The 24,333-nt window shown below is 34.4% G+C and carries 23 protein-coding genes; 11 read left to right on the plus strand and 12 right to left on the minus strand.

What is annotated here, in order from left to right; genetic code table 11:
- Positions 1-95: 95 nt before the first annotated feature.
- Positions 96-344, plus strand: a complete 249-nt coding sequence (locus tag N4T20_RS14370; RefSeq protein WP_260669823.1) for a hypothetical protein — start codon at positions 96-98, stop codon at positions 342-344.
- 39 nt (positions 345-383) lie between these two features.
- Here the strand turns inward: N4T20_RS14370 and N4T20_RS14375 are convergent, their stop codons facing one another.
- Complete coding sequence (locus N4T20_RS14375; RefSeq protein ID WP_260669824.1) at positions 384-587, minus strand: hypothetical protein; 204 nt, start codon at positions 585-587, stop codon at positions 384-386.
- Between the two features lie 232 nt (positions 588-819).
- Positions 820-2,244, minus strand: coding sequence for an NAD(P)/FAD-dependent oxidoreductase (locus tag N4T20_RS14380; RefSeq protein ID WP_260669825.1), 1,425 nt, complete (start codon positions 2,242-2,244; stop codon positions 820-822).
- A 211-nt stretch (positions 2,245-2,455) separates the two neighbouring features.
- On the opposite strand from N4T20_RS14380, the gene N4T20_RS14385 reads away from it, so the two are divergent.
- The 5 genes from N4T20_RS14385 (at position 2,456) to N4T20_RS14405 (ending at position 10,253) form a co-directional block, all read left to right on the plus strand.
- Positions 2,456-2,659, plus strand: coding sequence for a hypothetical protein (locus N4T20_RS14385; RefSeq protein WP_260669826.1), 204 nt, complete (start codon positions 2,456-2,458; stop codon positions 2,657-2,659).
- 262 nt (positions 2,660-2,921) lie between these two features.
- Positions 2,922-3,494, plus strand: a complete 573-nt coding sequence (locus N4T20_RS14390; RefSeq protein ID WP_260669827.1) for a hypothetical protein — start codon at positions 2,922-2,924, stop codon at positions 3,492-3,494.
- A gap of 184 nt (positions 3,495-3,678) precedes the next feature.
- Complete coding sequence (locus N4T20_RS14395) at positions 3,679-4,122, plus strand: hypothetical protein (protein ID WP_111375968.1); 444 nt, start codon at positions 3,679-3,681, stop codon at positions 4,120-4,122.
- Between the two features lie 1,502 nt (positions 4,123-5,624).
- The gene (locus N4T20_RS14400; RefSeq protein WP_260669828.1) at positions 5,625-8,816 is read left to right on the plus strand and encodes a SusC/RagA family TonB-linked outer membrane protein; all 3,192 of its coding nucleotides are present in this window, start codon (positions 5,625-5,627) and stop codon (positions 8,814-8,816) included.
- A 12-nt stretch (positions 8,817-8,828) separates the two neighbouring features.
- Positions 8,829-10,253, plus strand: a complete 1,425-nt coding sequence (locus tag N4T20_RS14405) for a SusD/RagB family nutrient-binding outer membrane lipoprotein (protein ID WP_260669829.1) — start codon at positions 8,829-8,831, stop codon at positions 10,251-10,253.
- 336 nt (positions 10,254-10,589) lie between these two features.
- Here N4T20_RS14405 and N4T20_RS14410 read toward each other — a convergent pair whose 3' ends face one another.
- From N4T20_RS14410 to N4T20_RS14420, 3 genes are read right to left on the minus strand one after another with little or no spacing between them, the layout of a single operon-like run.
- Positions 10,590-11,390 carry a siderophore-interacting protein gene (locus N4T20_RS14410; protein ID WP_260669830.1) on the minus strand — a complete coding sequence of 267 codons (801 nt, stop codon included), beginning with the start codon at positions 11,388-11,390 and terminating at the stop codon, positions 10,590-10,592.
- Positions 11,391-11,393: 3 nt separating this feature from the next.
- Positions 11,394-12,602 (minus strand): MFS transporter, encoded by a 1,209-nt coding sequence (locus N4T20_RS14415; protein WP_260669831.1) that lies wholly within the window; start codon positions 12,600-12,602, stop codon positions 11,394-11,396.
- Between the two features lie 60 nt (positions 12,603-12,662).
- The gene (locus N4T20_RS14420) at positions 12,663-13,529 is read right to left on the minus strand and encodes an AraC family transcriptional regulator (protein ID WP_260669832.1); all 867 of its coding nucleotides are present in this window, start codon (positions 13,527-13,529) and stop codon (positions 12,663-12,665) included.
- A 110-nt stretch (positions 13,530-13,639) separates the two neighbouring features.
- Between N4T20_RS14420 and N4T20_RS14425 the strand changes: the two genes are divergently transcribed.
- Positions 13,640-14,092, plus strand: a complete 453-nt coding sequence (locus N4T20_RS14425; RefSeq protein ID WP_260669833.1) for a hypothetical protein — start codon at positions 13,640-13,642, stop codon at positions 14,090-14,092.
- Here N4T20_RS14425 and N4T20_RS14430 read toward each other — a convergent pair.
- The gene (locus N4T20_RS14430) at positions 14,089-14,907 is read right to left on the minus strand and encodes a helix-turn-helix transcriptional regulator (protein ID WP_260669834.1); all 819 of its coding nucleotides are present in this window, start codon (positions 14,905-14,907) and stop codon (positions 14,089-14,091) included. The genes N4T20_RS14425 and N4T20_RS14430 overlap by 4 nt on opposite strands.
- A gap of 176 nt (positions 14,908-15,083) precedes the next feature.
- Here N4T20_RS14430 and N4T20_RS14435 point away from each other — a divergent pair, with 176 nt between their 5' ends.
- From N4T20_RS14435 to N4T20_RS14445, 3 genes are all read left to right on the plus strand, one after another.
- Positions 15,084-16,004: an NAD-dependent epimerase/dehydratase family protein gene (locus N4T20_RS14435; RefSeq protein WP_260669835.1), complete on the plus strand. Its 921-nt coding sequence runs from the start codon at positions 15,084-15,086 to the stop codon at positions 16,002-16,004.
- A gap of 524 nt (positions 16,005-16,528) precedes the next feature.
- Positions 16,529-17,773: an IS1595 family transposase gene (locus N4T20_RS14440; RefSeq protein ID WP_260669836.1), complete on the plus strand. Its 1,245-nt coding sequence runs from the start codon at positions 16,529-16,531 to the stop codon at positions 17,771-17,773.
- Positions 17,774-17,791: 18 nt separating this feature from the next.
- Positions 17,792-17,962 carry a hypothetical protein gene (locus N4T20_RS14445; protein WP_260669837.1) on the plus strand — a complete coding sequence of 57 codons (171 nt, stop codon included), beginning with the start codon at positions 17,792-17,794 and terminating at the stop codon, positions 17,960-17,962.
- Here the strand turns inward: N4T20_RS14445 and N4T20_RS14450 are convergent.
- Entirely contained in the window at positions 17,959-18,351 is a 393-nt protein-coding gene (locus N4T20_RS14450; RefSeq protein WP_260669838.1) for a hypothetical protein, read from the minus strand. The genes N4T20_RS14445 and N4T20_RS14450 overlap by 4 nt on opposite strands.
- Positions 18,352-18,685: 334 nt before the next feature.
- Between N4T20_RS14450 and N4T20_RS14455 the strand changes: the two genes are divergently transcribed.
- Positions 18,686-19,603 carry a hypothetical protein gene (locus tag N4T20_RS14455; RefSeq protein ID WP_260669839.1) on the plus strand — a complete coding sequence of 306 codons (918 nt, stop codon included), beginning with the start codon at positions 18,686-18,688 and terminating at the stop codon, positions 19,601-19,603.
- A 50-nt stretch (positions 19,604-19,653) separates the two neighbouring features.
- On the opposite strand, the gene N4T20_RS14460 is transcribed toward N4T20_RS14455, so the two are convergent.
- The 5 genes from N4T20_RS14460 to N4T20_RS14480 form a co-directional block, all read right to left on the minus strand.
- Positions 19,654-19,983: a hypothetical protein gene (locus N4T20_RS14460; RefSeq protein WP_260669840.1), complete on the minus strand. Its 330-nt coding sequence runs from the start codon at positions 19,981-19,983 to the stop codon at positions 19,654-19,656.
- A 4-nt stretch (positions 19,984-19,987) separates the two neighbouring features.
- Complete coding sequence (locus N4T20_RS14465) at positions 19,988-20,446, minus strand: hypothetical protein (RefSeq protein WP_260669841.1); 459 nt, start codon at positions 20,444-20,446, stop codon at positions 19,988-19,990.
- A gap of 1,265 nt (positions 20,447-21,711) precedes the next feature.
- Positions 21,712-21,855 (minus strand): hypothetical protein, encoded by a 144-nt coding sequence (locus tag N4T20_RS14470; RefSeq protein WP_260669842.1) that lies wholly within the window; start codon positions 21,853-21,855, stop codon positions 21,712-21,714.
- A gap of 88 nt (positions 21,856-21,943) precedes the next feature.
- On the minus strand, positions 21,944-23,101 hold the full coding sequence (locus N4T20_RS14475; protein ID WP_260669843.1) for an IS3 family transposase: 1,158 nt from the start codon (positions 23,099-23,101) through the stop codon (positions 21,944-21,946).
- Between the two features lie 27 nt (positions 23,102-23,128).
- A complete protein-coding gene (locus tag N4T20_RS14480) occupies positions 23,129-24,232 on the minus strand; it encodes an IS3 family transposase (protein ID WP_260669844.1) in 1,104 nt (367 codons plus the stop codon).
- Positions 24,233-24,333: the final 101 nt, after the last annotated feature.

Consider the following 24,333-nt stretch of genomic DNA (forward strand, 5'->3'; position numbering starts at 1 on the left):
ATGCGTTGCAGATAGTGTTAAAATCTGATTTCGATAGATTAAATGTTTTAAATTTAGTAACTGAATGATAGTTAATTATTTAAAAGTATTTGAATATGGAAAGAGCTATAAAATTACAGGTTCGCAAAGAACTTGACGGGAAGCAGCAGCTAAATGTAATTAAGCTAAAGGGCAGTTTAATCACTAAAGGCTACACAGAAATTATCCATATTAGCGATAAGGACGATGAATTTTACATCAACTCATTTGCAACCAGAACAGAGGCAAGCAATGAAGTAAAAGAATTTATTTTAGATTTTATAAACAAAGAAAATTTAAGCAATACAATTAGTGTTCTAGCATAATAGTTTGTTAGATGCCACAATTGTAATGCTTAAAAAAGTTTAAACTGCATTTGTAAAACTTGTATTTTGATCCAGATAAAGAGGCTGATCTTTTAAGGCGTCATCTGGTTTCTCATCCCAATCTCCCCAATCTCCAATATAAGTTTTACGAAATATTAATTCGTTATTATCACCATTACAAACCAAAGTTCGGTCTGGACAGGTTTCATTGTTTGGACTGAAATTCATTTGTAAATTTTTCATGACGTAATTGTTTATAATTGTTTGTAAATGAGATTATAAAATTAAAAATATGCGGTTAGATTTAGTTATAAAATAATATTAAATTATTGTTTAATTTGCATATAATAGGTTGAAAATTAATGTTATAAAAAAATGCTAACCAATTTTGATTAGCATTTTTTATGGAGTTTTAATCTTTCCTCTTCAATCTTCAATCTTCAATCTTCAATCTTCAATCTTCAATCTTCAATCTTCAATCTTCAATCTTTCTTTTTAAGCATCTTCCTCGAGGTTCATCGCCTTCTTGGAGTATAATTTCAGAATGTAAAAACTGAGCCGCATCTGCAGAGCCTTTTACTTTTTCAGCACTGCGTTCGAGCATTTCGGCTTCAAAATCATTTAAGACGTTTTGCCTTAATCCAGTTTCTCTCCATTTTGACTTTGCATTGCAGCCTTTAGAAATTTTTCTGGCTAGTTTTAAAGCATCCAATAGTGCTTGATTGGCGCCTTGACCTTTAAACGGACTCATTGGATGTGCCGCATCGCCAATTAAGGTGATGTTTTTATTTTTTGCTAATAATGCAGAACTAAGCAGTTCGCGGTCATAAACAGGATACCCAGAAATTAGATTCTCTGAAGTGGCTTCTAAAATCTGAGGAATAGGAGTGTGCCATTGCGTTCTTCTGCGAGCTTCATCTTTCAGCGCTTGAACTCCTTTTGCACTCAATTCCTTAGCATCTTTTTCAGACATCGGAAAACTAAGCTGCCACATTACAGAATCTGCAGTATAAGGCATTACATAAATGCGTTCATTTCCGTTGGCAGTCTGAAATATCGTTGCGCCATCCAACAATTCGCTCGAAAATCCTTCTAGAGAACTTAAAGGGCAAATGCCTAAAATTACTAGGCAATCTAAATAGCGAAGCGGTGTTGTTTCCTCACCAATTGTAAGCCTTCTAACAGCGCTTCTGATGCCATCTGCACCAACAACAAGATCAGCTTTTACGGTTTTGATTTCCGCATTGGTCTGAAAACTTAGTTCAACACCTTCTGCAGACTCTTTTAGATTTAATAATTGATGCCCCCATTGCACTTTATCATTTCCGCCAAGCTGTTCCAAAAGCGCAGATCGAAGCGATTGTCTTGCGATATGCATATTGGTGCGTTTTGCAGGCGATTTAATTTCGGTTTCCAGCCATTTTCTGGTTCCCCATTCACCCAAAACTTTTCCTTCTGGATTGTGTACGATATGTTTAGTCGAAATTACGCCGCCTAGAGAATTGATTCCCAGTCCTTTTATGGCTTTACTGGCTTGCTGTAATGTAAGTCCGTAGCCTTGAGATCGAGCGTCAAAGTCATGGTCTCTTTCATAAATTGTAAAAGGAATTCCGCGATGTAAACAAGCCACAGCCAAAGCAACACCGCCAATGCCTGCGCCCACAATAGCAACATGAGGCTTTGTGAGATCGGGTTCAAGATAATTTTCAGATTGAATTAATCCTGATCCAGAACAATTTTGGCACAAATGCAGGTGAGCTTTAGGACGAATTGGTGCAGGTGCGTGGCTTTGCGACTGCTCGTATGCTGCCAATTCCGTTTGATACCGGCGTTGCGCTTTTTTACTCAGTCCGCGATTTATTTTGCCCTGTCCCTGGCATTCATGGCATATCGTCCACATTTTTTTTTTGCTGTAATTTACTGTAAAATAGCGTATAACGCTTTATTCAAAGAAGATGCAAAAATAGAGAAATGTTCTTGATATATCGGCATCATAAAGCGTAATTATTCAGGAACTTCTTGTCCTGATATTTTATAATTTTTAAAAATGATTATATAAATCAGATCATTTTATATATCCTAATTTTAATAATCATTTAAAAACGAGAGTTATGGAAAAGAATAATCAAACCCAGAAAAATCCGAATCCTAAACAGCAGGGCGGAGGAGATCATCGAAATGATACAAGGAAACATCAATATAAAGAGCATGATGAAGTTTTGACCAATGATGAAAATTATGATGCTGACACCAAAAAGTTTAAAGGTGAAGAACCTGAACTCGATGATAAATTGAATAATGAAGAAAAAAAATAATGCGAAAGCGCCCAAAGTTTATTTGAGGCGCTTTTTTTGCATTTCTTTTTTATTGGCAAATTCATTTAATATCTTCAAATGACTTTTTTTTAAGAGATAAAAGTGAAGAAGTAAAAAATATGACATGATTTTTATAGATTTGTAAAATTCTAATACAATCTCCCCAATCCTAAATTGGGAAACATATACAATACAAGGCATGAAATCGGTTACTTCAGTTTTTTTACTTTTAATATTTGTCTGTTCAAATGCATATTCTCAATTGAGTTCTGATAAAATATTCGAAAGTTTCAAGCAAGGTGAGCGTACCAATTGTTCATCTATCGCTTTTATTAAAGCTTCTTTGAATGTTTACGGATTGGATAATCTTTTTGTAAGCGAAAAGGTAAACGACGATTTATATAAAATTACACTCAAGAATAACGCTTCATTCAATTTGAACAGCAGCGAAATAAGCAAAGCCAAAGAATCTGCTGGTTTTGTCTATATCAAAGACAATTGTGACAGCGAAAAAATTACCGATTATGCAGAGCTGACCTATGCGGTAATGGCAAAATACAAGCAGATTATTGATAAAGAGTCTACTTTTGATAAAGCATTGGAAGATTTAGAAGACGGTACAGTTTATACTCCAACAATCTATAAGTACTTAGGATTTGCCTTAGGCAAACAGATTCAAAAATTAAAAAAAGAATCGGGAACAGATTATTGCGGTGTTGTGGCCTGGTCAAAAGTGCACGCTGTTTTTGTGTGTGGAGAATTTATGGACTATTATGGAAACAAAAAGAGTCTGTGGATTAAGTATCCGAGCCGTTTTAGGATAATCAAGTCATAAAAACCGTAAAAGCAGCTTTTGGAAATATGTACTCAAATAGTGTAGATTCCTGTTTTATGCTGTAATCTTTTCCTTATCGCAACGTAACAATTATGATTTTATTGTGAAAAAGAATTTATAAAAGTTGCATTTTAACATAATTTATATATTTTTGTTTCATTCAAGAACCAAATCTATTAAGAAAATGAAGAGCAAGATTATTTTATTATGTGTCCTTTTCTTCTTGACGACTGCTGCCGTTTCTGCACAGGCAAAAAATGCACCAAGAAGTATCATTAGTACAACAGCATTAATTCGCAAATACCATGATCAAAAAGAATTAAGTGGTATGCAAAAAGGAGAACTTTTAGAATTGTATATTGAGCGTATTAAAGTTTTAGTAAAAACACTTCCTTACATTGCTTTGGTTACTAAACCTGGCGTAACAATGGCAGATTTAGGTATTCCAGATACTGGCGAGAATAAAAAAATCTTAGATGGACAAGCAGAAGGCACAACCGTTTTCTTAGATACGACAGTAGATTTTCAAAGAAAAATGATGCCGTATTCGGATAAAGGAAATCTTATCGCTGCAATTTTATTCTATGAAACTACATTGAAATCTTTACACGAATTCAACGAGCTATAATAAATTAAAAGTTAGAAAATACAAACTCCAAGGTCTGATGATCTTGGAGTTTTTTTTTGTTTATACTTTACTTAATTTAAGTTTTCTTGGTCTCGTAAAATGTCTTAGTGCAAAATGTAACGCAAAGAGCGCAAAGGTTTTTCGCAAAGGAAGCTAAGTTTTTCTGAGAATCATTAAATAATGTAAGTTCGCAAAGCTTTGCGATAAAAATGTAACGCAAAGAGCGCAAAGGTTTTTCGCAAAGGAAACTAAGCTTTGTTTGAGAATCATTAAAAAATGTAGGTTGGCAAAGCTTTGCGATAAAAATGTAACGCAAAGAGCGCAAAGGTTTTTCGCAAAGGAAGCTAAGCTTTGCCTGAGAATCATTAAAAAATGTAAGTTCACTAAGCTTTGTGAACTTTGATTATGTTCAGTTTAGCCTTGCAATAAAATGTCTTAGCGTGCTTTGCGATAAAAATGTAACGCAAAGAGCGTAAAGGTTTTTCGCAAAGCAAGCTGAGCTTTGTCTGAGAATCATTAAAAAATGCAAGTTCACTAAGTTTTGTGATAAAAATGTAACGCAAAGAGCGCAAAGGTTTTTCGCAAAGCAAGCTGAGCTTTGTCTGAGAATCATTAAAAAATGTAAGTTCTCAAAGCTTTGCGATAAAAATGTAACGCAAAGAGCGCAAAGGCTTTTCGCAAAGGAAGCTAAGCTTTGTTTGGGAATCATTAAAAAATGTAAGTTCACAAAGCTTTGTGAACTTTGATTATGTTCAGTTTAGCCTTGCAATAAAATGTCTTAGCGTGCTTTGCGATAAAAATGTAACGCAAGGAGCGCAAAGGCTTTTCGCAAAGGAAGCTAAGCTTTTCTGAGAATCATTAAAAAATGTAAGTTCTCAAAGCTTTGCGATAAAAATGTAACGCAAAGAGCGCAAAGGTTTTTCGCAAAGCAGAATCTTTAAAGACTAAAATCGTTTCAAAATATTCCCCTTTTAGTAGAATTCTTATAAAAAAGTAAAAAACGGCATCGGCTTTAACTCTTTTATATTTAGATGTTTAAGTTTTTTTGTTTGTGCGGATTAACATTTTTTTTGCAAAAAGTTTAATTAAAATTTGGGAACTAAAATTTTTAACATACTTTTGTTCTATCAAATTAGTAGAGTTTAAAATTTAGTTAGAAATACAGAGATTAAAACCTTATCATTTCATTTTCAGAAATATAAAAGCATGAGACATTTGCAACTTATGCATCACTACGGTTAAAATTCCTCTTTTTAAATTCATTATAAATTTTAATAACCTAATCCTCTAAACAGGGTTAGAACTGTATAGGCCAATTTAAAAGAATAGTAATCTAAAAAAAGTAAAAATGAAAAAACGAATGTGTTGCCGATAAAAAGAAAAACCATTTCTGTTGCAGCAGAAATGGTAAGAGTTTAAAGAAATTGTCATCTCTAAAAGGAAAGCATGAATAGCATAAAACTATTCTGGGCTTACCTTATTTATTAAACTAAAACAAAGTAATGAAAAAAAAATTAAAAAGATATGCTTGGCTATGTATTTTGTTGATTTCCATAGGAGTTAAAGCTCAAGATACGAAGCCGTTAATTCAGTCTAAACTGGAAGGAACAGTTGTCGATGCTATTACAAAAGAGCCTATTATCGGGGCTTCGGTAACGATAAAAGGAACTACACATGGTGTTATTACAGATACAGATGGAAAATTTTTCTTCCAAACGGGACAAAAATTTCCTTATACGCTTTTAATTAGCTATCTAGGATATAAAAAAGAAGAAGCAATAGTCAACAAAAATGCAATTGTGATTGCTCTTACTGAAGAGCAAAATGCATTATCTGAAGTAGTGGTTACGGCACTTGGAATTTCTAAAGAAAAGAAATCTTTAGGATATACGACTCAGGCATTAAAAGGAAAAGAATTGGCAACTACCAAAGAAACCAACTTTTTGAATGGCCTTTCGGGTAAACTGGCAGGTGTTCGTATTACAAATTCACAAGGAGACATGGGATCGTCACGTATTATTATTCGTGGAGAAACTTCGATTGCAGGAAACAACCAGCCGCTTTTTGTGGTAGACGGTGTTCCTGTCGATAATTCACAATTGAACTATGGAGGAGCCACGCGCGATTTCAGAAATGCTATTGCCGATTTAAATCCGCAGGATATTGAGACCTTGACGGTTTTAAAAGGCCCAAATGCTGCTGCGCTTTACGGATCGCGTGCTGCGCATGGTGTAGTGCTGATTACGACAAAATCTGGAAAAGGACAAAAAGGAGGATATGGAGTCACTTTCAATTCGGGTATAACAGTTTCTCAAGTAGCGACTTTGCCTTCTTTTCAGAATACTTTTGGACAAGGCTCTAATGGAAAATTCAGCTATGTCGATGGTAAAGGTGGTGGAGTTAACGATGGAGTTGATGAAAGTTGGGGGCCAAGAATGGACGGACGCCTTATTCCGCAGTTTTATTCGAAAGGCGAAGCGGTTCCTTTTGTAGCGCATCCGAACAATGTGAAGGACTTTTTTAATACAGGTCTTACTTACGACAATAGCGTTTCTATTGCAAAAGCAAATGAAAAATCAGATTTCCGTTTAGGAGTAAACAATCAGAAACAGCTTGGAACTGTTCCAAATAGTGAAATAAACAAAACAAACTTTACGGTGAATACCAATTATCAGATTTCTGAAAATGTGAAAGTTGGAGTTAATGCTAATTATATTGTAACAAATGCACCACAATTGCCAGGAGGTCCGTCAGGCGGGCGTGCTGCGGGTGTGATGCTGCAGTTTCTTTGGTTCGGACGTCAGGTTGACATCAATCAGCTGGATAAAGATTGGACGACTAACTGGAACAACAGCTACTACAGCAACCCGTATTGGAATGCGTATTACAATACAACAAGCCAGCAGCGTAACCGTATAATTGGGGATGTTCACTTAGATGCAAAATTGGCTGACGGACTTAACTTCAGATTCCGTACAGGAGTTGATTATTATAACGACCGCAGAAAATATACGATTAAGTATGGTACAAACGGAACTCCTTTCGGATCGTATGCAGAAGATGCTTACACGGTAAATGAGCAAAATACTGAGGGTATATTTCAATATACAAAACAGCTAAATGACGATTTCAGTTTAGACGCGCTTGCAGGTTTCAATATTCGTAACCATAGCGATGCCAACAACTATCAGAAAGCGCCCCGTTTAGCGGTACCAGATTTGTACACTTTAACAAATTCTCGAGATCCGTTGACATCATCTAACTCATTGTCAAGATTAAGAGTGTATAGTGCTTATGCGTCTGCTCAGGTAGGATTTAGAAACTATGCTTTCTTAAACGTTACAGCACGTAATGACTGGTCTTCTACATTGCCAAGCAGCAACCGTTCTTATTTTTATCCATCTATTAATGGTAGTGTGGTATTGACAGATGCATTGGATATCAAAAGCAGTACGTTAGATTTCTTAAAAGTTCGAGGCGGATGGTCTGAAGTTGGTAACGATGCAGATCCGTATCAGTTGGCTACGGTTTACAATTTCCAAACTGCTTTTGACGGAAACCCAATCCAGACTTCTTCTCAAAAGAAATTAAATGAGAATCTAAAGCCAGAAACAACTCGTTCTACAGAGGTAGGTCTTGAAGCTTCTTTCTGGAAAAACAGACTTCATTTTGATGTAGCGTACTATAACACAAACAGTTTTGACCAAATTTTAGAAATTAAAACTACAGCATCAAGCGGTTATACTTCGCAATTAATCAATGCAGGTAAAATTAACAACCAAGGTATCGAGGTGCAATTGGATGGAAATCCTATTCAGACTGAAAAATTCAAGTGGAATGTGGCTTTAAACTATTCAAAAAATAAGAGTAAAGTAGAAATTCTAGATTACGCAGGAGATATTAAAAACTATACTATTGGTTCTTCTGGAGGTGTCGATGTATTGGCGTCTGTTGGGCAGGCTTATGGTGCATTGTACGGAACAGCTTATCAGCGTGATGCAAGCGGAAATATTGTGGTGGGAGCAAACGGTTTGCCAAAAGCAGATCCGACAAAAAGAGTTTTAGGACACTATACGCCTGATTATCTGGCTGGACTGACAAATACCTTGACTTACAAAAATTTTGATCTGTCATTTCTTATTGATGCTAGTGTTGGCGGTGAACTTTTCTCGGGAACCAACAGAACAGGTAATTACACAGGAGTATTGGCGCAGACGCTTCCGGGACGTGGTGCTGAAAATGGAGGTTTAAGCTACTATTATCCAGGAAACAATACGGCTAATCCAAAAACTCTTGTGAGCGGAGGAGCTGCTCCAAGCGGTGTAACGGTTTATGATGACGGAATGATATTCGGAGGTGTATTTGCAGATGGAACGCCAAATAATAAATTGATTAGCGCACAAGAATATTACAAAGCATCATACAACATTAGCGAAGCGTATATCTACAGCTCTACTTTTGTAAAAATGAGAGAGATAAAACTAACTTATAATGTTGATAAAAAGCTGGTTAAAAAACTAGGATTAGAAGGAGCAAGCATTACTGCCGCTGGACGTAACTTATTCTTTATCTACAAAGACGCGCCAAATATTGACCCTGAAACCGCTTTCAACACTGGAAATGCACAAGGATTGGAAAGTTTAGCGCTGCCAACAACCAGAAATTTCAGTCTTAATCTTAATGTTAAATTTTAAAAACTCGGAATCATGCTAAAAAAACTATCATATACAATATTGTTTGCATTGACACTGAGCTCTTGCAGCGACACTCTGGACGATATAAATAAAAATCCAAATGCGACTGAAACTCCGCTTGCGCCATACCTTTTGACGGGTACTTTGAAACAAGGAGCAGATTTGTATTGGGGAGATGCCAATAACTTTAACTCAACTTTGCTTTTTGTACAGCATTGGGCTAAAATTCAATATACAGAACCAGATCGATACGATGTTTCGAATGCTTCTTTCACATCCTTATGGGATAAGGGATATTCAACTCTAATTACAGATTTGAACACGATTATAAAATTTCCAGAAGCGCAAGCCAATTCTAATTATAAAGGAATCGCCCTAACACTACGTTCATGGACATTTTTGCTGCTGACAGATGCCTACGGAAGCATTCCGTACAAAGAAGCGGGGCAGAAAGTAACGCCAGCGTATAATACTCAAAAAGAAGTTTACACAGGTCTGCTTGAAGATTTGAAACAAGCACAATCTTTATTGAACGCTGCAAATGGTTCTGTTATTGGAGATTTGGTGTATAAAGGTGATATATCGAAATGGAAAAAATTTGTGAATTCGCTTCGTTTGAGAATTGCATTAAGAATTTCTGACAAGGAACCTACATTAGCAAAACAGGCTGCAATTGATGCAACAAGCGATGCTGCGGGAGTAATCAGCAGTGAAAGCGAAACATTTAAATTTACTTATACGAGTTCGCCACAGCAAAACCCTGCTTCGGCTTGGTTTGAGACACGAGATGATTTCCGTATTTCAAAAACTATGGTTGATCAATTATATGCATTGTCAGATCCTCGTTTGCCGGTATTTGCGCAATTGCCATCAGATGCGAGCGTAGGCAAATATGTTGGAGGTGCAAACGGATTGTCAAATAGTGATGCAAATAGCCAAGGTTTTGCTAAAACCTCAAAACCTGGGACATATTTCCTTACGTCGGCTTCGCCAGCGGTAATTGCTTCTTACTCCGAAACACTATTTAATCTTGCAGAAGCTGCGGCAAGGGGTTACATTTCAGGAGATGCAGAACAATATTATAAAAATGCTATTACGGCATCTTTCAATCAATTTGGAATAACAAATGCAGCAACTATTTCTACATATTTGAATCAGGCAAGTGTGAAATATGATGCTTCAAACTATGCCAAATCAATCGGTACGCAAAAATGGATTGCGTTCTTCGGACAAGGTCTTGACGCATTTACGGAGTGGAGAAGATTAGATTATCCAGTATTAAAAGCGGGCCCTAGTACTGTTTTGGATGGAAAAATTCCTTCGCGTCTTTTCTATCCGGGTACAGAACAATCTCTTAATGGCGCTAGTTATCAAGCCGCTGTTGCAGATCAAGGAAAAGATTTATTGACCACCAAATTATGGTTTGATGTGAAATAATAAATGGAATTATTTTTTTGAGATTTTCCTATAATAATTATTCCGTAGGAACATCTGATCGGTAAAAAAAAACGGGACGTTATACATAGTGTCCCGTAGGGACACCTGTTTTGCGGAAACAATTTGTTTAACGTTTGATCAAACGTTCCTACGGAACGTAAATTCATAATCCGAATTATTTTTACCAATCAAACATTCCTACGGAATGAGGAGCCCTGCATCAAAATTTGATGCGGGGCTTTTTGTATTATTCCATTCGCTATTTTTGTTTACCGATCAGACATTCCTACGGAATGAAGAAGCACTGCATTAAAATTTGATGCGGGGGTTTTTGTATTATTCCATTCGCTGCTTCTGCCTTTCCTGGTTTGATTCTTCTTCCGAAATTCCTCGTGTCCAGTATGAAACCGCATAATAGCGATCCCGTTCCAATTGAAGCGCTTCTTTTAGATATCTTCGTATTTTTTTGATTACTTCAAATTCTGCCGCAGCATATATATAAAACTGTTTTTCTTCCGCTAACAAAGCGATGCATTCTTCTGCCAGTTTGCTTCCGCTTAGCGGAGATGAATTATAGATCCATCTAACATTGAGATTGGCTTTGCTATGCAGAACAAACGTATCTCGATAAGAGTTTACTTCGAGCAGAAGCATAACATTTGCAGTCGAAGGCAATGTTTCTAAAATAACTGAAATGACTGGAATGGCAGTGCTATCTCCAACAATAAAATAGTTTTGAGCAGAAGGGACAAGAGGTTTTTGGCTTTCTTTCATCGCAATGCCCAGAAAATCTCCCGATTTAGCATTTTCTGCCCATTTAGAAGCAGGTCCGCTATCTCCATGCGCCACAAAATCGATTTGAAGAGTTTTAGCATTAAAATCAATATCGCGTGTGGTATACGTTCGCACTGCCGTAAAAAAGTCAGAATTCCAAATTGATTCTTCATAATCAGCGCAATACATTGCTTTTTCTGAAGGGATATAAATTTTATTATGGCTTCCAGAACGCATATTTTGAAACAGAACCAGCTGTTCATCAGACATTTTAAAGATTATCCTGATATAATGCGGTGTAATGAATATCTTTTCTTTTACCACAAAAATAGAGCGTGCGGTATTTCGTATTGGTTTATCCATAAATTAGATGTTTGGGTTTACAATTGCCTGAATTTCTTTTCGCTCTGATTGAAGGAGGCTTGCAATGGCGATAACACAGCTGAATGCTCCAAAAAAATAGATGGACTGGTAGCTGAACCATCCTGCAATTAAACCTGCCATTGGTCCCGCAATTCCTAAAGAAAGATCAAAAAAAGCGGCATAAGCACCTAAGGCAGTTCCTCTCATTTGCGGACTTATTTTTTGTATGGCTAATACGCCTAAAGATGGAAAAACAAGCGAAAACCCAATGCCAATAAGAGCACATCCTAAAATTGCTGTCCAGCCGTTAGCAGATAAACCGATGCACAACTGACCTGCAATCTCAATTAGAAAAGAAATCATAGCAACTTTAAATCCGCCAAAACGATCGGGATAAGAAGAGAAAAAAACGCGAGTCAAAATATATGAGCCTCCAAAGAACAGAAATCCTAGAGAAGCTCCTTCCCAATTTTTCTGGCTGAATAATAACGCAATAAATGATGCGATGCACGCGAAAGCAATAGAGGAGAAGGCGAGCGCAATTCCTTGAGGGAATACTTTTCCGATTACTTTATAGAAAGGAGTCCTCAAATGTCCTTTATGTACAGGAACTATTGGCAATTTTTTAGCGGCAATCCAGCTTACAAATGCCAGAAGCAGAACCGAAGAAAATGCCAGGATTGTTCCAAATTGGACAATCCATAGCCCAAATGGAGCGCCTACTGCAATTCCGGCATACATGGCAATTCCGTTCCAAGTCATTACCTTGCCAGAATTCTGCTGTCCCAAAAGCCCGATTCCCCAAGTAAGCATTCCTGTTACCAGAAAACTTTCGGCTATTCCGTGCACGATTCGCGACAAAAGCAGCAAGCAAAGCGATAATAAAGAAACTGATGCTGCAGAACAAGCGAACATATATAAAAAACCAGCCGATAAAACCAGTAAAATGCCGCGTGTCGTACTGGTTTTTGACCCCAAAACATCGGTTGTTTTTCCTGCGTAGGCACGTGTAAGCAGCGTTGCCATTGCCTGTAAGCCAATAACTAAACCAACGGCAAGATTGCCAAATCCTAATTCTTGTTTTATAAATTTTGGAAGTATGCCTATAGAAATGCCAATTGTTGTATAAACTGCCAAAACTGTTATTACAATAGGAATTAAAAGCTTGATATTAGATTGGGGAGCATTGTTTGTAGTTGAACTTTCTGTCATAATTTTACTTTGTATATTAATAATTTTACAAAGGCAAAATTAGGACTGCGTTCAGTCTTATTAGTTGTCTATAACAGGGGAGTTATTGGATAAATCATGGTTTTTTGATCTAAACTCGGAAGCGGTCATGCCAGTGTTTTTTTTCATAAAACGCGAGAAGTAAGCATGATCGTCATAACCCAATTCAAAAGCAATTTGTTTTATATCCAGCTCAGTATAATACAATAAACGTTTGGCTTCTAGTGTAATAGCTTGCTGTATCCAGTAGCTTACAGTAAAACCGGTAACCTGTTTTACGATTTCGTTTAAATACAAAGGAGTAATGTTTAGCAAACCTGCATAATCTTTTACCTGCTTGCATTCTTTATAGCGTTCTTGCAAAAGCTGTTTAAATGCATTGACTGTCTGGTATTTCTGCCCGCCAATAAGTGCCTTAGCCGAATCTTCCTGTACAAGGGCTCCTATAAAAAATCCTAAAACAGCATCGGCAAGAGAATATTCGGTTTGGTCCTGAAAGAATTCGTTTTTCTGTTTCAGAAGATTTTCAAGTATCGGAATAACAGCAAAAAGAAGATTATCTTCTGCCAGCTGAATGCCCTGTCTGCTATTTAAGTAAGTATTTAAGATTTGAGTGTATTTCTCAGAAATCAAAAGCGAATCCATAAAAATATACCATCCTTTGCAGTTGTCCTGATTCGTATACGAATGCACCTGTCCTGGCGCAATAAAGTAAGCGCAGTGACCAGACATGGCAATTGGTTTAAAATCAAGTTCCAATTCAAAAGTACCCTGAGCCAGTACAATAAACATATAATGATCATCACGATGAGGCGCTCGCGCTTTTTCTGAAAATGCACCAATTGGAATAACATCTATTCCAATAGTTTTCATTTCATCCCGATGTATTTCAATATGATTCAGGTTCATTTTTTTTATTGAATTGTATCCAAAGGTAAAAGGAATTAGAAGAAGTTGTTCGTTATTTTACAATTTTTGCCTAAGCAGAATAATTTCCTTTGTAAAAAAATCTATAAACCATGAAAACAAAAATCATTTTAGGCACATTCATGCTGCTTACTTTTTGGAGTAATGCCCAAACGACAGATCCTGCTTTGAAAGAGGTAAAAAAAATTATCGAAGCCAGCAACAAAACTTTTTCAGATTTTACGAATAAGAACGATGGTTCTATACTTGCAAGGTACACAGAAGATGCTTGTCTGTTTCCTCCAAATGCAGAGCCGAAATGCGGAGGGCAGCAAATTGATTCTTTTTTCAGAGGCGGACCTCAAGTGCACGTCAAATTTACTATTCAGCATCTTTATGGAGATGCAAAATCAGCCGTGACAGAAGAAAGTTTTTATGAAATGACCGATATGAGCGGCAAAAAACTAGATGACGGAAAAGTAATTGTAATCTGGAAGAAAACAAAAGACGGCTGGAAAATGCATCGCGATATGTTTAGCAGCAACCATCCTGCAAAACAAAGCTAGAAGCCAATATTAACGGCCTGCTGTAAATCGGTATCGTTTTTTAGCAGCGAATTTCGGGATGCAGATGGCGTAATGCCTGTAAACTTCTTAAAATCTTTAATAAAATGAGCTTGGTCATAATAACCGCAGTCATAAGCTATATTGGTCAATGATTCTGCTGTATTGAGTACCAGATCCAGACTTTTATTAAATCGGACTACAGAAGTAAAAGCCGCAGGACTTATGCCAATATTAGACAGATAAAGTTTTTGGATATACCTTTCTGACAATCCCGAATGGCGGGCAAGGAAAGGTAAATCCAATTGCTGATGATTGCGGAAAAGCTCCTGACTCAGGTTTTGGACAATTGAAACCTTTTTTAGCCGAGTTTCATTTTTCTTTAGTTTTTGCAGAAAATACGCCTCTAAAATGTTGATTTTAGACAATAAATCGCCTGTTTCCATAATCTGGTCATACAAATCTCTGTTTTCTCCCAAGGCTACGTCATACATATCAGTAGCATAATTTGTAAATTCAGATAAAGGATCTGAGAAAAATAGTGCGCTCGCGTGCGGATAAATTCGGGCAATGAGCACCGAGGTTCCTTTTGCTACAGAAAGACGTGTTGGAAGCGTTAGATGCCCCAATAATTCTATTGCCGGAGTATCTTTCTGTTTGCCGTTGATAATGGTAGCCGCAAATCCTCCAGAAATATTTACAATCAAATCGACATATGCGCTTGGATAAAATACTTCATTGTCGAGATCTTTTTCGATTGTAACAACAGTATAATTTTTTATAAACGGCGCTAAACTGGCGGACGGTAAAATCTGCATATCGTTTTTTGTTGTAATTTAGAAGTAAATTAACTGATTTATAGCAAGTTCTAAATTAATAATAAATACAATATAAACGAATTAAAGTTTCGCAGATGTTCTTGCAATTTTCTATAATTTAGATGCGCCATCAGGTAAGTAAAATCGGTAATGAATCAATAAAAAAAGCGAAATAGATGCAGACAATATTAGGAGCAAACGGGCAAATTGGCGAAGAACTGGCAAGAGAGCTGAAAAGAAAGTATACTTCTGATATACGAATTGTAAGCCGTCGAGCAAAAAAAGTAAATGATACCGATATTGTTTTTTCAGCAGATTTAACTAATAAGGAACAAGCGATAGAAGCCGTAAAAGGCAGTGAAATTGCTTATTTTACGCTAGGGCTTCCAATGGATTCTGATTTATGGGAAAGACAATTTTTGCTGATTTTAAAAAATGTTATTGAAGCTTGTAAAATCAATAAAACAAAACTCGTATTTTTTGACAATACCTATATGTACCCGCAAGACGGCAGAGTTTTGACAGAAGAAACTGCTTTTGAGCCTGTGGGAAGAAAAGGAAAAGTGAGAAAAGAAATGGCAGAGATGGTTTTAGACGAAATAAAATTGGGTCAGTTGCAAGCGGTCATATGCCGTGCGCCCGAGTTTTATGGTCCTGCCAAAACGCAGAGTATTACCAATACTTTGGTTTTTAATGCCATTAAAGATAATAAAAAACTGAAAGTGCCTTTGAGCGACTCTAAAAAACGAAGTCTGATTTGGACGCCAGATGCAAGCCGTGCCACAGCACTGATAGGAAACACGCCCGATGCTTTTGGACAAACCTGGCATTTGCCTGTCGATGAAAGCCGCCCTACATACAAAGAATTTATTGAATTGGCTTCCGAAATATATGGCAGAGAGTTAAGGTATAGCGTAATGCCAAAGTTTGTGTTTAAAATAGGGGCAATTTTTAATAAAAATGCAAAAGAACTGCAGGAACTGCTTCCTAGATATGAATACCATAACATTTTTGATGATTCAAAATTTAGAACGCGTTTCCCAGATTTTGCCGTCACAAATTATAAAGAAGGAATCAAACAGATAAAAAACGAATAGTATAATGAAAAGCCCGTGTCTTAAATTGATACGGGTTTTTTATATTTAATGCTATAGTTTTTCATAAACCTCCAGATGAAGCTTTAGGCAATTGAATTGAAGTTTGCCAAATGCTCCAGCGGAGCAAAATATTTATAGCAAATTTCATTTCGCAACAAGAGAAAGCTCCAGCGGAGCGGCACAGACGTTTTAGGATAGATTTGAAAATATGATTCTGTTCTAGTTTTATAAACCAAAGGGTATGATTTTTAAAAAATTAGGAGGAACTTATTAAATAAAATCTGATAATAATATATCCTGTGTACCACTTTAAATTTTGGTAAATAGATTCTAATACAATATAACAATGATTAAGGGTCTTGTACGCAAGAATTCTAAAGATTTTAAAGCCATCTGTATAAACAGATGGCTTTTTTTCATTTAACTCAACCACCGTGTTCTAAAGGTTTTACAACACTTTTTCAAGTTTGAATTTTTTTGTAGAACAATATTGTTGAATTGTCATAATTCTAAAAATCAAAATTATGACTTCAATAAAATACGACTTCAAATCTTGTTACGATGCATACGACTTTTCACATGTTGATTATGAAGAAATCAATACCGATTTAGAACCAACTTCATTTCAAGAGGCTTGTGAAGATATACTAAGAGATTTACTTATTAAATGGGGTTTAGAAGAAGCACCAAAGCCAAAACCTGTGGTTCTTTCAGACGCTATGAAATTGTTAATAACTCGTTCAAAAAAAGCAAGAAAAACCTTACCTATTACACCAAAAAGTATTATTTTTAATAAAACAAATATGAGTAAACATATTGATATTGAACTTGATACCGTACAGATTTTTAAGTCTGTATATGACATGGGAAAGGTCTTAAACACAGAAATGGCATGTCGAGAACACCTAGAAAAATTGCGTTGGAATGGAGAACCAATATGCCCCCATTGTGGAAGTCAGCGTGAAAATCATTATAAGATTAAAGGAAGAACTGAGGAAAAATTTCGTTACAAATGCAAAGATTGTCGATTACCATTTACTGTAACTGTTGGAACTATATTTGAAAAATCAACTGTTCCTTTACAAAAATGGTTCAGAGCTATTTTTAAATTCACAACAAATAAGAAAGGTATGAGTAGTTACGAATTAATGCGAGAAATAGGTGTAACGCAAAAGACTGCATGGTTTATGCTAAGCAGAATTCGTAATTCAGTTCGTTGCAGAGAAGATTTTGAATTTGACGGTATTACTCAAGTTGATGAGACTTTTGTTGGAGGAAAAAATAAAAATCGTAGCAAAGGAAAAAAGGTTGATAATACGCAAGGTAGAAGTACTAAAACAAAAACTCCTGTGTTTGGAATGCTTAATAATGGAATTGTTTACACTGAAGTAGTTGAGAATACAGAAGGTGATACTCTTAAAAGCATAATTAATGCGAAAGTTAAAAAAGGTTCTACTATTGTAAGTGATGGATGGAGGGGATATACCGGATTATATAAACACTATAGTCATAAAGTGATCCAGCATAATTTAGGCTATTTCAAGAAAGGATCGTACCATACAAATGGAATTGAAGGATTTTGGGGACAACTAAAACGAGGTATAATTGGAGTATATCATAAAACGAGTGATAAGCATTTGCATCGTTATTGTGATGAATTTGCTTATAGATATAATATTAGAACAATGAGTGTCGGAGAACAGTTTAATCTAACCTTGATTAATTGCGACGAAAGATTGAGTTATAAACGGTTGATTGCAAAGGTTTAATACATAAATAAAAAACCTATGAAAACATTAACTCAACACATTCAAGAATCTTTAAACAATAAGTCAACAAAGAAAATTGAAGAAAAACCTGTTGAAGAAGATTTATCAGATATAATGAGAACCAATCCTGCAAAGGGAGGTGGACTAATGCGAGGGACTATAGGAGACAAGGAGGATAAAAAAGATTAAAATTTATTTCTATATTCAAATTTTCTTTTTAAATAATTTTTATCGATTTTAGAAATATGCTTCATGAATTTGGATATTTTATTCAAATCATCAAAGTTTTTATGAGTCATACTTACATCACTTAAAAATTCAATTTCATTAGATTGATATTTTAATCCTACATAAAATAAAATATCTTGATATTCAATATTGATTGTTACAATATAAGAGTTCTCATCTTTATTATATTCTTTATTAAATTCATGAAATTTAAATAATCGTTTATTCTTATAATCATTGATTTGATTTTGAATATGATTTTCTATATGATTTAAGATTACTTGATTCATTTTCTTTTTAAAGTAAGGAATAAAGATACTTAAAAATTTATATAAACGAAGTTTAAACATGATATAGCTGTTTTTGATTATGTATAATTAAACAACAATCTGTTAACAAACAGTCAAAACATTGTTCCCTTTCATTTCTCCACGTTATCCTTTTTAATTATTTTTGTATTGTAAAAATATTCGTGCTTAAATACGTTATTGCTAAATCTAAACTACCACCCTGAGGCTCAATAGCTTCTCGATTTAACAAGCCAATAATGTATGTGAGGTGCGCCGATATGGCGTGGCTTTGCATCATTGCTTGTTGAGGGTGTGGTAGCCCAGGATTTAGCTTGGTGTAAATGTCCACGCTTCTTTTTGCACTAAACATTTATAAATCCTAACTACCACAAAAATGAAAAAGCATTACCAAAAGTACTGCACGCATTTCGCGTACGCCATTATTTCCATTTCCACAATCTTATTTACTACACGGGCAGTCGGTCAAGAAAACAATTCGCTATTAATCACTGAAGACATCTGTAGATACATGAAAGAGAAAGATTTGAAATTGTTACAAATACTTCATGACACAATTATCGAGACTAAAAGACCTATAATTTTTCTCGGTAATAAAATCCTAAATGACGAAGAAATAGTAGGTACGTATTCCGCAATTCCAACTCCATATCTGTATGCTCGAAGAGATGATCGTCAAGGAAATTATATAGAAAATGAGTTAGTCGACAAAACGAAAGAATTTAATAACTATGGACTTTCAGAAATTGTTTTCTTCCTCTATAAAAACAACTCAACGAACAAATTATACGGAATAAGAGAAGAAAACTTAAAACTTCTTAAAGATTATGTCCAAGCTCAAGAAATGATAAAAATTGTACAAAAATTGGGGTACAAGGTTTATGAGACGAATGAAACTTATTACGAGAACTACTATTACATTAAATCTAAAACTTGTGAAGTCAAACTGGATAACTGGACTTACAATGAATTGAAAAAGAATCCATCGTACATAAATTCTTTGGATAATTACCAAATTAAACTAAAATCATTAGTTCAGCAAACCGTCCCGCATTCAAAAAATCTTGACAAATATATTGGGCTTTATCGTATACAAAGAAACAAAATGTCAACTGCTAATATAAATGCTTGGAAAAATGCAACTACGCAAGCACAAAAACTTAATAACCAAATTGCAAAGCTGGAAGAACAATATGCTGGCAATTACTCATTTACTCCGTTTGATAGGATGATGGGTTTGAGACAGCAATTTACTGATAACTTGGGAGCTTCTAAGGGCGTTCTCGGGATGTAATAAAAGAAAAACCCTGCTTCATTAGAGCAGGGTTTCTTTTATAAAATATTTTATTCTTCTTCAGTTTCTTCTAATTCAAGAATTCCATTTTCGCGAACGAAATATCCACCTTCTTTCCAATCTCTATTTTCTTCACACCATGCCAGTAAATCACCGATAAAACCGAAAATTACAGCTAATCCTGTTGCTTGCATGTAGTTAATCGATCCATCGACCTCTCTCATTTTTACAAGTCTTTTATGAAGAGCTTTATTTCCTTTTAATACAAAAGTAATTGAACTACCAACTTTTAATTGGCTATCAGGAATAACCTTCCCACTTTTTATAATATTAGCAACAATGAAAGCTGTGTCAACTGTTGGGTAGTAATTATCTCCCATACGCTTATGCCAGTTCTAATTTATGAGCAACTTGTTCACCAGTCTGCATTATATGATCATAAACAACATTTGTGGAATTAAATGACATAGAAATAAAATCCTTGTTTTGATCATTAAAACTCCAACCTAAGATTTTTAATTCTGATTCTAATCCTTTACCAAATTTTTCAGCGTTCAGACAAAATAACTCAATAGATTCTTGTACAGCTATTTCTGCATCAACCTCATCTTTAGCAAAAGTTTTCATCCCTAATAAAGGAATTTCAACAGCAAAAATATCGTCCTCTCCTTGTTTATCCCAGATAGGCATAACAACAGAGACTGATGCTAATTTGCCATCTTTTCTTACTATGTCTATGTTTGCTTCTTGATTCATCTTTTTTGATTTAAATGTTATTTGGTTGTTTTGGAATGGTTTTTGGCTGTGTTTACGGTTTTCCGTATTCAAAAGTAATAATGACATAAAAAAATATGTTATATAATTTTACTTTTTTATTACAATTTACATTGCAAATATAGCAACAAATCGTTACAATTTACACATTGTGAAGAAATGAACATTACTGAAGTTTTTTATCTTCGAACGAATGTTCGAAGATAAAAAACTTCAGTATCATGCAACAAAAGTATTATTAAAATTCGAATAAAACAAGTCAATTCAATAAATTTTAGTCTTATTGTAGATAGTTAAATGCAAATTTCGGTATAAAATTCCGAAGAAAAAATTTGCTGTAAAGAAATTGAACACATTTGCAAGGTGAAAATTAGAGACTATAGGCCGTCTGCACCACCAGACGGTTTTTCTTTTTCCGCAGATTAATCTTCGTTAACAACTTCTTTCTTGTTGTCAAGCTGATTCTCTAAAACTGTTTATTGTTCTTCTTTTACAGGTGCAAAACTTTCTTGAATGTGATTTGAAAGTGTTTTCATGATATCTTTGTTTAAGTTATATAGTATGTATAATTAAACAACAATCAACAGGTTAAATCATTTCTCATGCAAATGTATATCCTAAGTAAAGAAGAAAAGAATTTTTATTATGGTGTTTTCAGTAGTTTCAGGAATCTTATTGTTTAGTTTTTAAATACGAAAACAGGAAGATTGATTGCAAAAAAAGCGATGAATGAAAATTGGATATGACTAATAAAATATGTTATAAAGTAATATAATATATTACTGAATTGTATTTTTAATTACTTTTGTACCATAGAAAAAACCACCAGAACCTGAAAAGAAGTCTAGTGGTTAAAAAGATTATTTTTTGCATGCCAAGATAAGTTTTCTAACTTCCTTGACAAGGTGGGCTGCCTGAGACAATATCAAAGCCCCGCATAATGATAATAGTATTTTCATCACAACGAAAATAATTGGGATTGATTAATAATTCCAACTTCAAAACCAAAAGTCGGAAGCTTTTGGTTTTTTTTATGGCTTCAAATGACTTACTCATCTGCATCACAAATATACTGCCTTATTGGAGAAAATATCAAATCTACCCCAAACAGCTATAAACGAACAAATAATGCATACTTTTTAGCTGAAACTACCCCCGTAATGTCAAAAATATGTTTGTTTTTATTTGTTTTCGTACATTTTTCACAAACAATAATTAGAACTAGTTATTAACATAATTATCAACAATCAGGAATTCATGTATTATAATACAAAATCAATACTTTCATATCTCTTCAAATTTATCTGTTAGGAATATTTAAAGGAAAAACCGTCTTATTCAGACGGTTTTTCTTTTTCCTTAGATTCATCTTCATTAACAGCCTCCTCTTCCTTGCTGTCAATTTGATTCTCGATAACAATTTGTTCTTCTTTTACAGGTGCAAAACTTTCTTGAATGTGATTTGAAAGTGTTTTCATGATATATTGTTTTAATATTATATTGGTATATATGTATAATAAAACAATCACCCTGAGTGGTACTAAAAGATTTCTGAGATAATGTATATTATATTAGATGTAATTTATCAAATTCTTCGATCGTCATATAACCTATAGCTGAATGCCTCCTTTTCTTGTTGTACCAGTTTTCGATGTATTCGAATACTTCAATTCTTAACTGTTTTCTCGATAACAGTTTATTTCCTGTTAGTAACTCAGATTTAAAATAGCAAAAAAAGCTTTCGCAAACGGCATTGTCATTATGATCTTCTCTACGGCTCATGCTTCTTTTAACAAATTTATAAGAGTCTAGCGCATTGGTAAAAAGTTTATTAGCATATTGAACACCTCGATCGGAATGGAATATTAATTCTTTAGTAATTTTTCTATTATTGACGGCCATTTTCAAAGCGGGCAAAGTTGTTTCTTTAGTGCTCATTCTTGTACTTAAATTCCATCCTATGATTTTCCTATCAAATAAATCCATTACAATGGTAAGATACAAAAAGCCTTTTGTAGTCTGTATGTATGTTATATCTGAAACCCACGCTTTAGCACACTCCGTAACTGTAAATTCTCTATTTAAAATATTTGGAACTACATAATGATTATGAAATGAATCGGTTGTGACCTTGTATTTTCTTTTAATTTTTCTGCGCAGACCCAACATTCTCATGTATTTTTTTACTGAAGAGTTTTTTATTTTAAATCCTCTACTTTGAAGCTCTCTTGTAATTTTGAAGCATCCATATCTTCGCTTAAATTCATAATAAATAGATGCAATTTCTTTCTTTAATAAAATAACTCTAGCTTCTGTATCTGTAAGTTCCTGTTTTTTTGTTCTGTAATACGTAGTTTCTGATACTTCTAATACAGCTAACATTTTTGCAATTGAAAATTCTGATTTATTATTTTCAATGAAATTTTTAGTCATTATTTTTCCTTGTGAAACATATTTGGTTCCTCTTTTTAATATCTCGAACGTAATTTTCGAATTTTCAACTTTTCTTTTAAGCTCTCTAATGACAGCTTGTTCCGTAGTTAAATTAGGGTTACCAGCACCTGGAAAACTTCTTTCTCCAAATTTTTCAAAGTCTTTTCGCCATTTGTACAAATTATCCGAACTTATTCCCAACTCTCTTGCAAGACACGCTAGTTGTCCTTTACCTCGCTCATAACTTAATTTAACTGCATTCACTTTAAAAGTACGTTCGTATGTTTTCATACTATAAATTTAATAATGAATGTGAGCCTATTTTTGATTTTCGAAATATTCAAATATTTTTTCTTGCATTTGCTTTTTTGTAATAAGCATTTTTGAATCAATCAACTCAGATTTAAGCGAATTAAAAGAGTCTCCAGATATAGTATTATCAGAACGATTTACCTTTCTATCCATACTTCGTCTAATAAATTTATAAGAGTCTAGTTTATTACTAAAAATTCTGCTAGCGTATTGACTACTTGAATGAGAATGAAATATTAATCCTTTCATCACTTTTCTATTTTTAACAGCCATTTCCCACACAGGAAGAGTAGTCTCTTTAACAGTTAATCCATTACTTAAATTCCATCCAATAATTTTCCTGTCAAATAAATCCATAATAATTGTTAAAAATAAAAATCCATTGGATGTTTTTAATCTAATTATCCCCGAAACCCATACTTTAGAAGGTTCTTCAACTATAAACTTCTGATTTAAAATGTTAGGAAACATATAAGGATTATAAATTGAAGCAGTCTTAAGTCTATAGTTTCTCCTAATCTTGCTAACTAGTCCAAGATTCCTCATATGAATACACACTTGACCTGTTTTTATTTTAAACCCTCGACTTTGCAATTCTGCGGCAATTTTCGGACCACCATAAAGTTCTTTGTATTCATAAAATATGGAAATTATTTCTTCTTTTAATATTTGAGTTTGGCGTTTTGTAGGAGTAAGTAGCTGATTCTTCCATTTCTTATATGCTATAACAGATGTCCCTAAAATATTACACATTTTTGAAATTGCATACTTGTCAGAATGGTCTTTAATAAATTGAAAAATGGCAATTTTTCCTCCAGAAGTATATTTGCTTGCATTTTTGAAGATTTCAATTTTAAGTTCTGTGTTTTTAAGCTCCTTTTTAAGCTTTCTTTTTTGTTCACAAAATCTTTTTTGTTCATCGTTTAATCTCGTGAAGCCATGACCGCAAAAACTTGCTTCTCCATATTCACGAAGTTCTTGTCTCCACCGAATTATAAGTGACGGTGAAATTCCAAGTTCTCTTGCGCCTATGTAGCAACCTATTCGATATCCTAATTGGACTGCCTCTACTTTAAAGTTACGATCGTAAACTCTGCTACCTTTTTTCATTTCCTAAAGTTCAGGTTCTATTACATGAATTTAAGAAATAAAATGACGTGAATATATATAAAACAATAAAAAGATAATGACATGCAGATATCATTATCTTT

Origin of the sequence: Flavobacterium sp. TR2, assembly GCF_025252405.1 — a bacterium.
In the GTDB taxonomy this organism is placed as follows: Bacteria; Bacteroidota; Bacteroidia; order Flavobacteriales; family Flavobacteriaceae; genus Flavobacterium.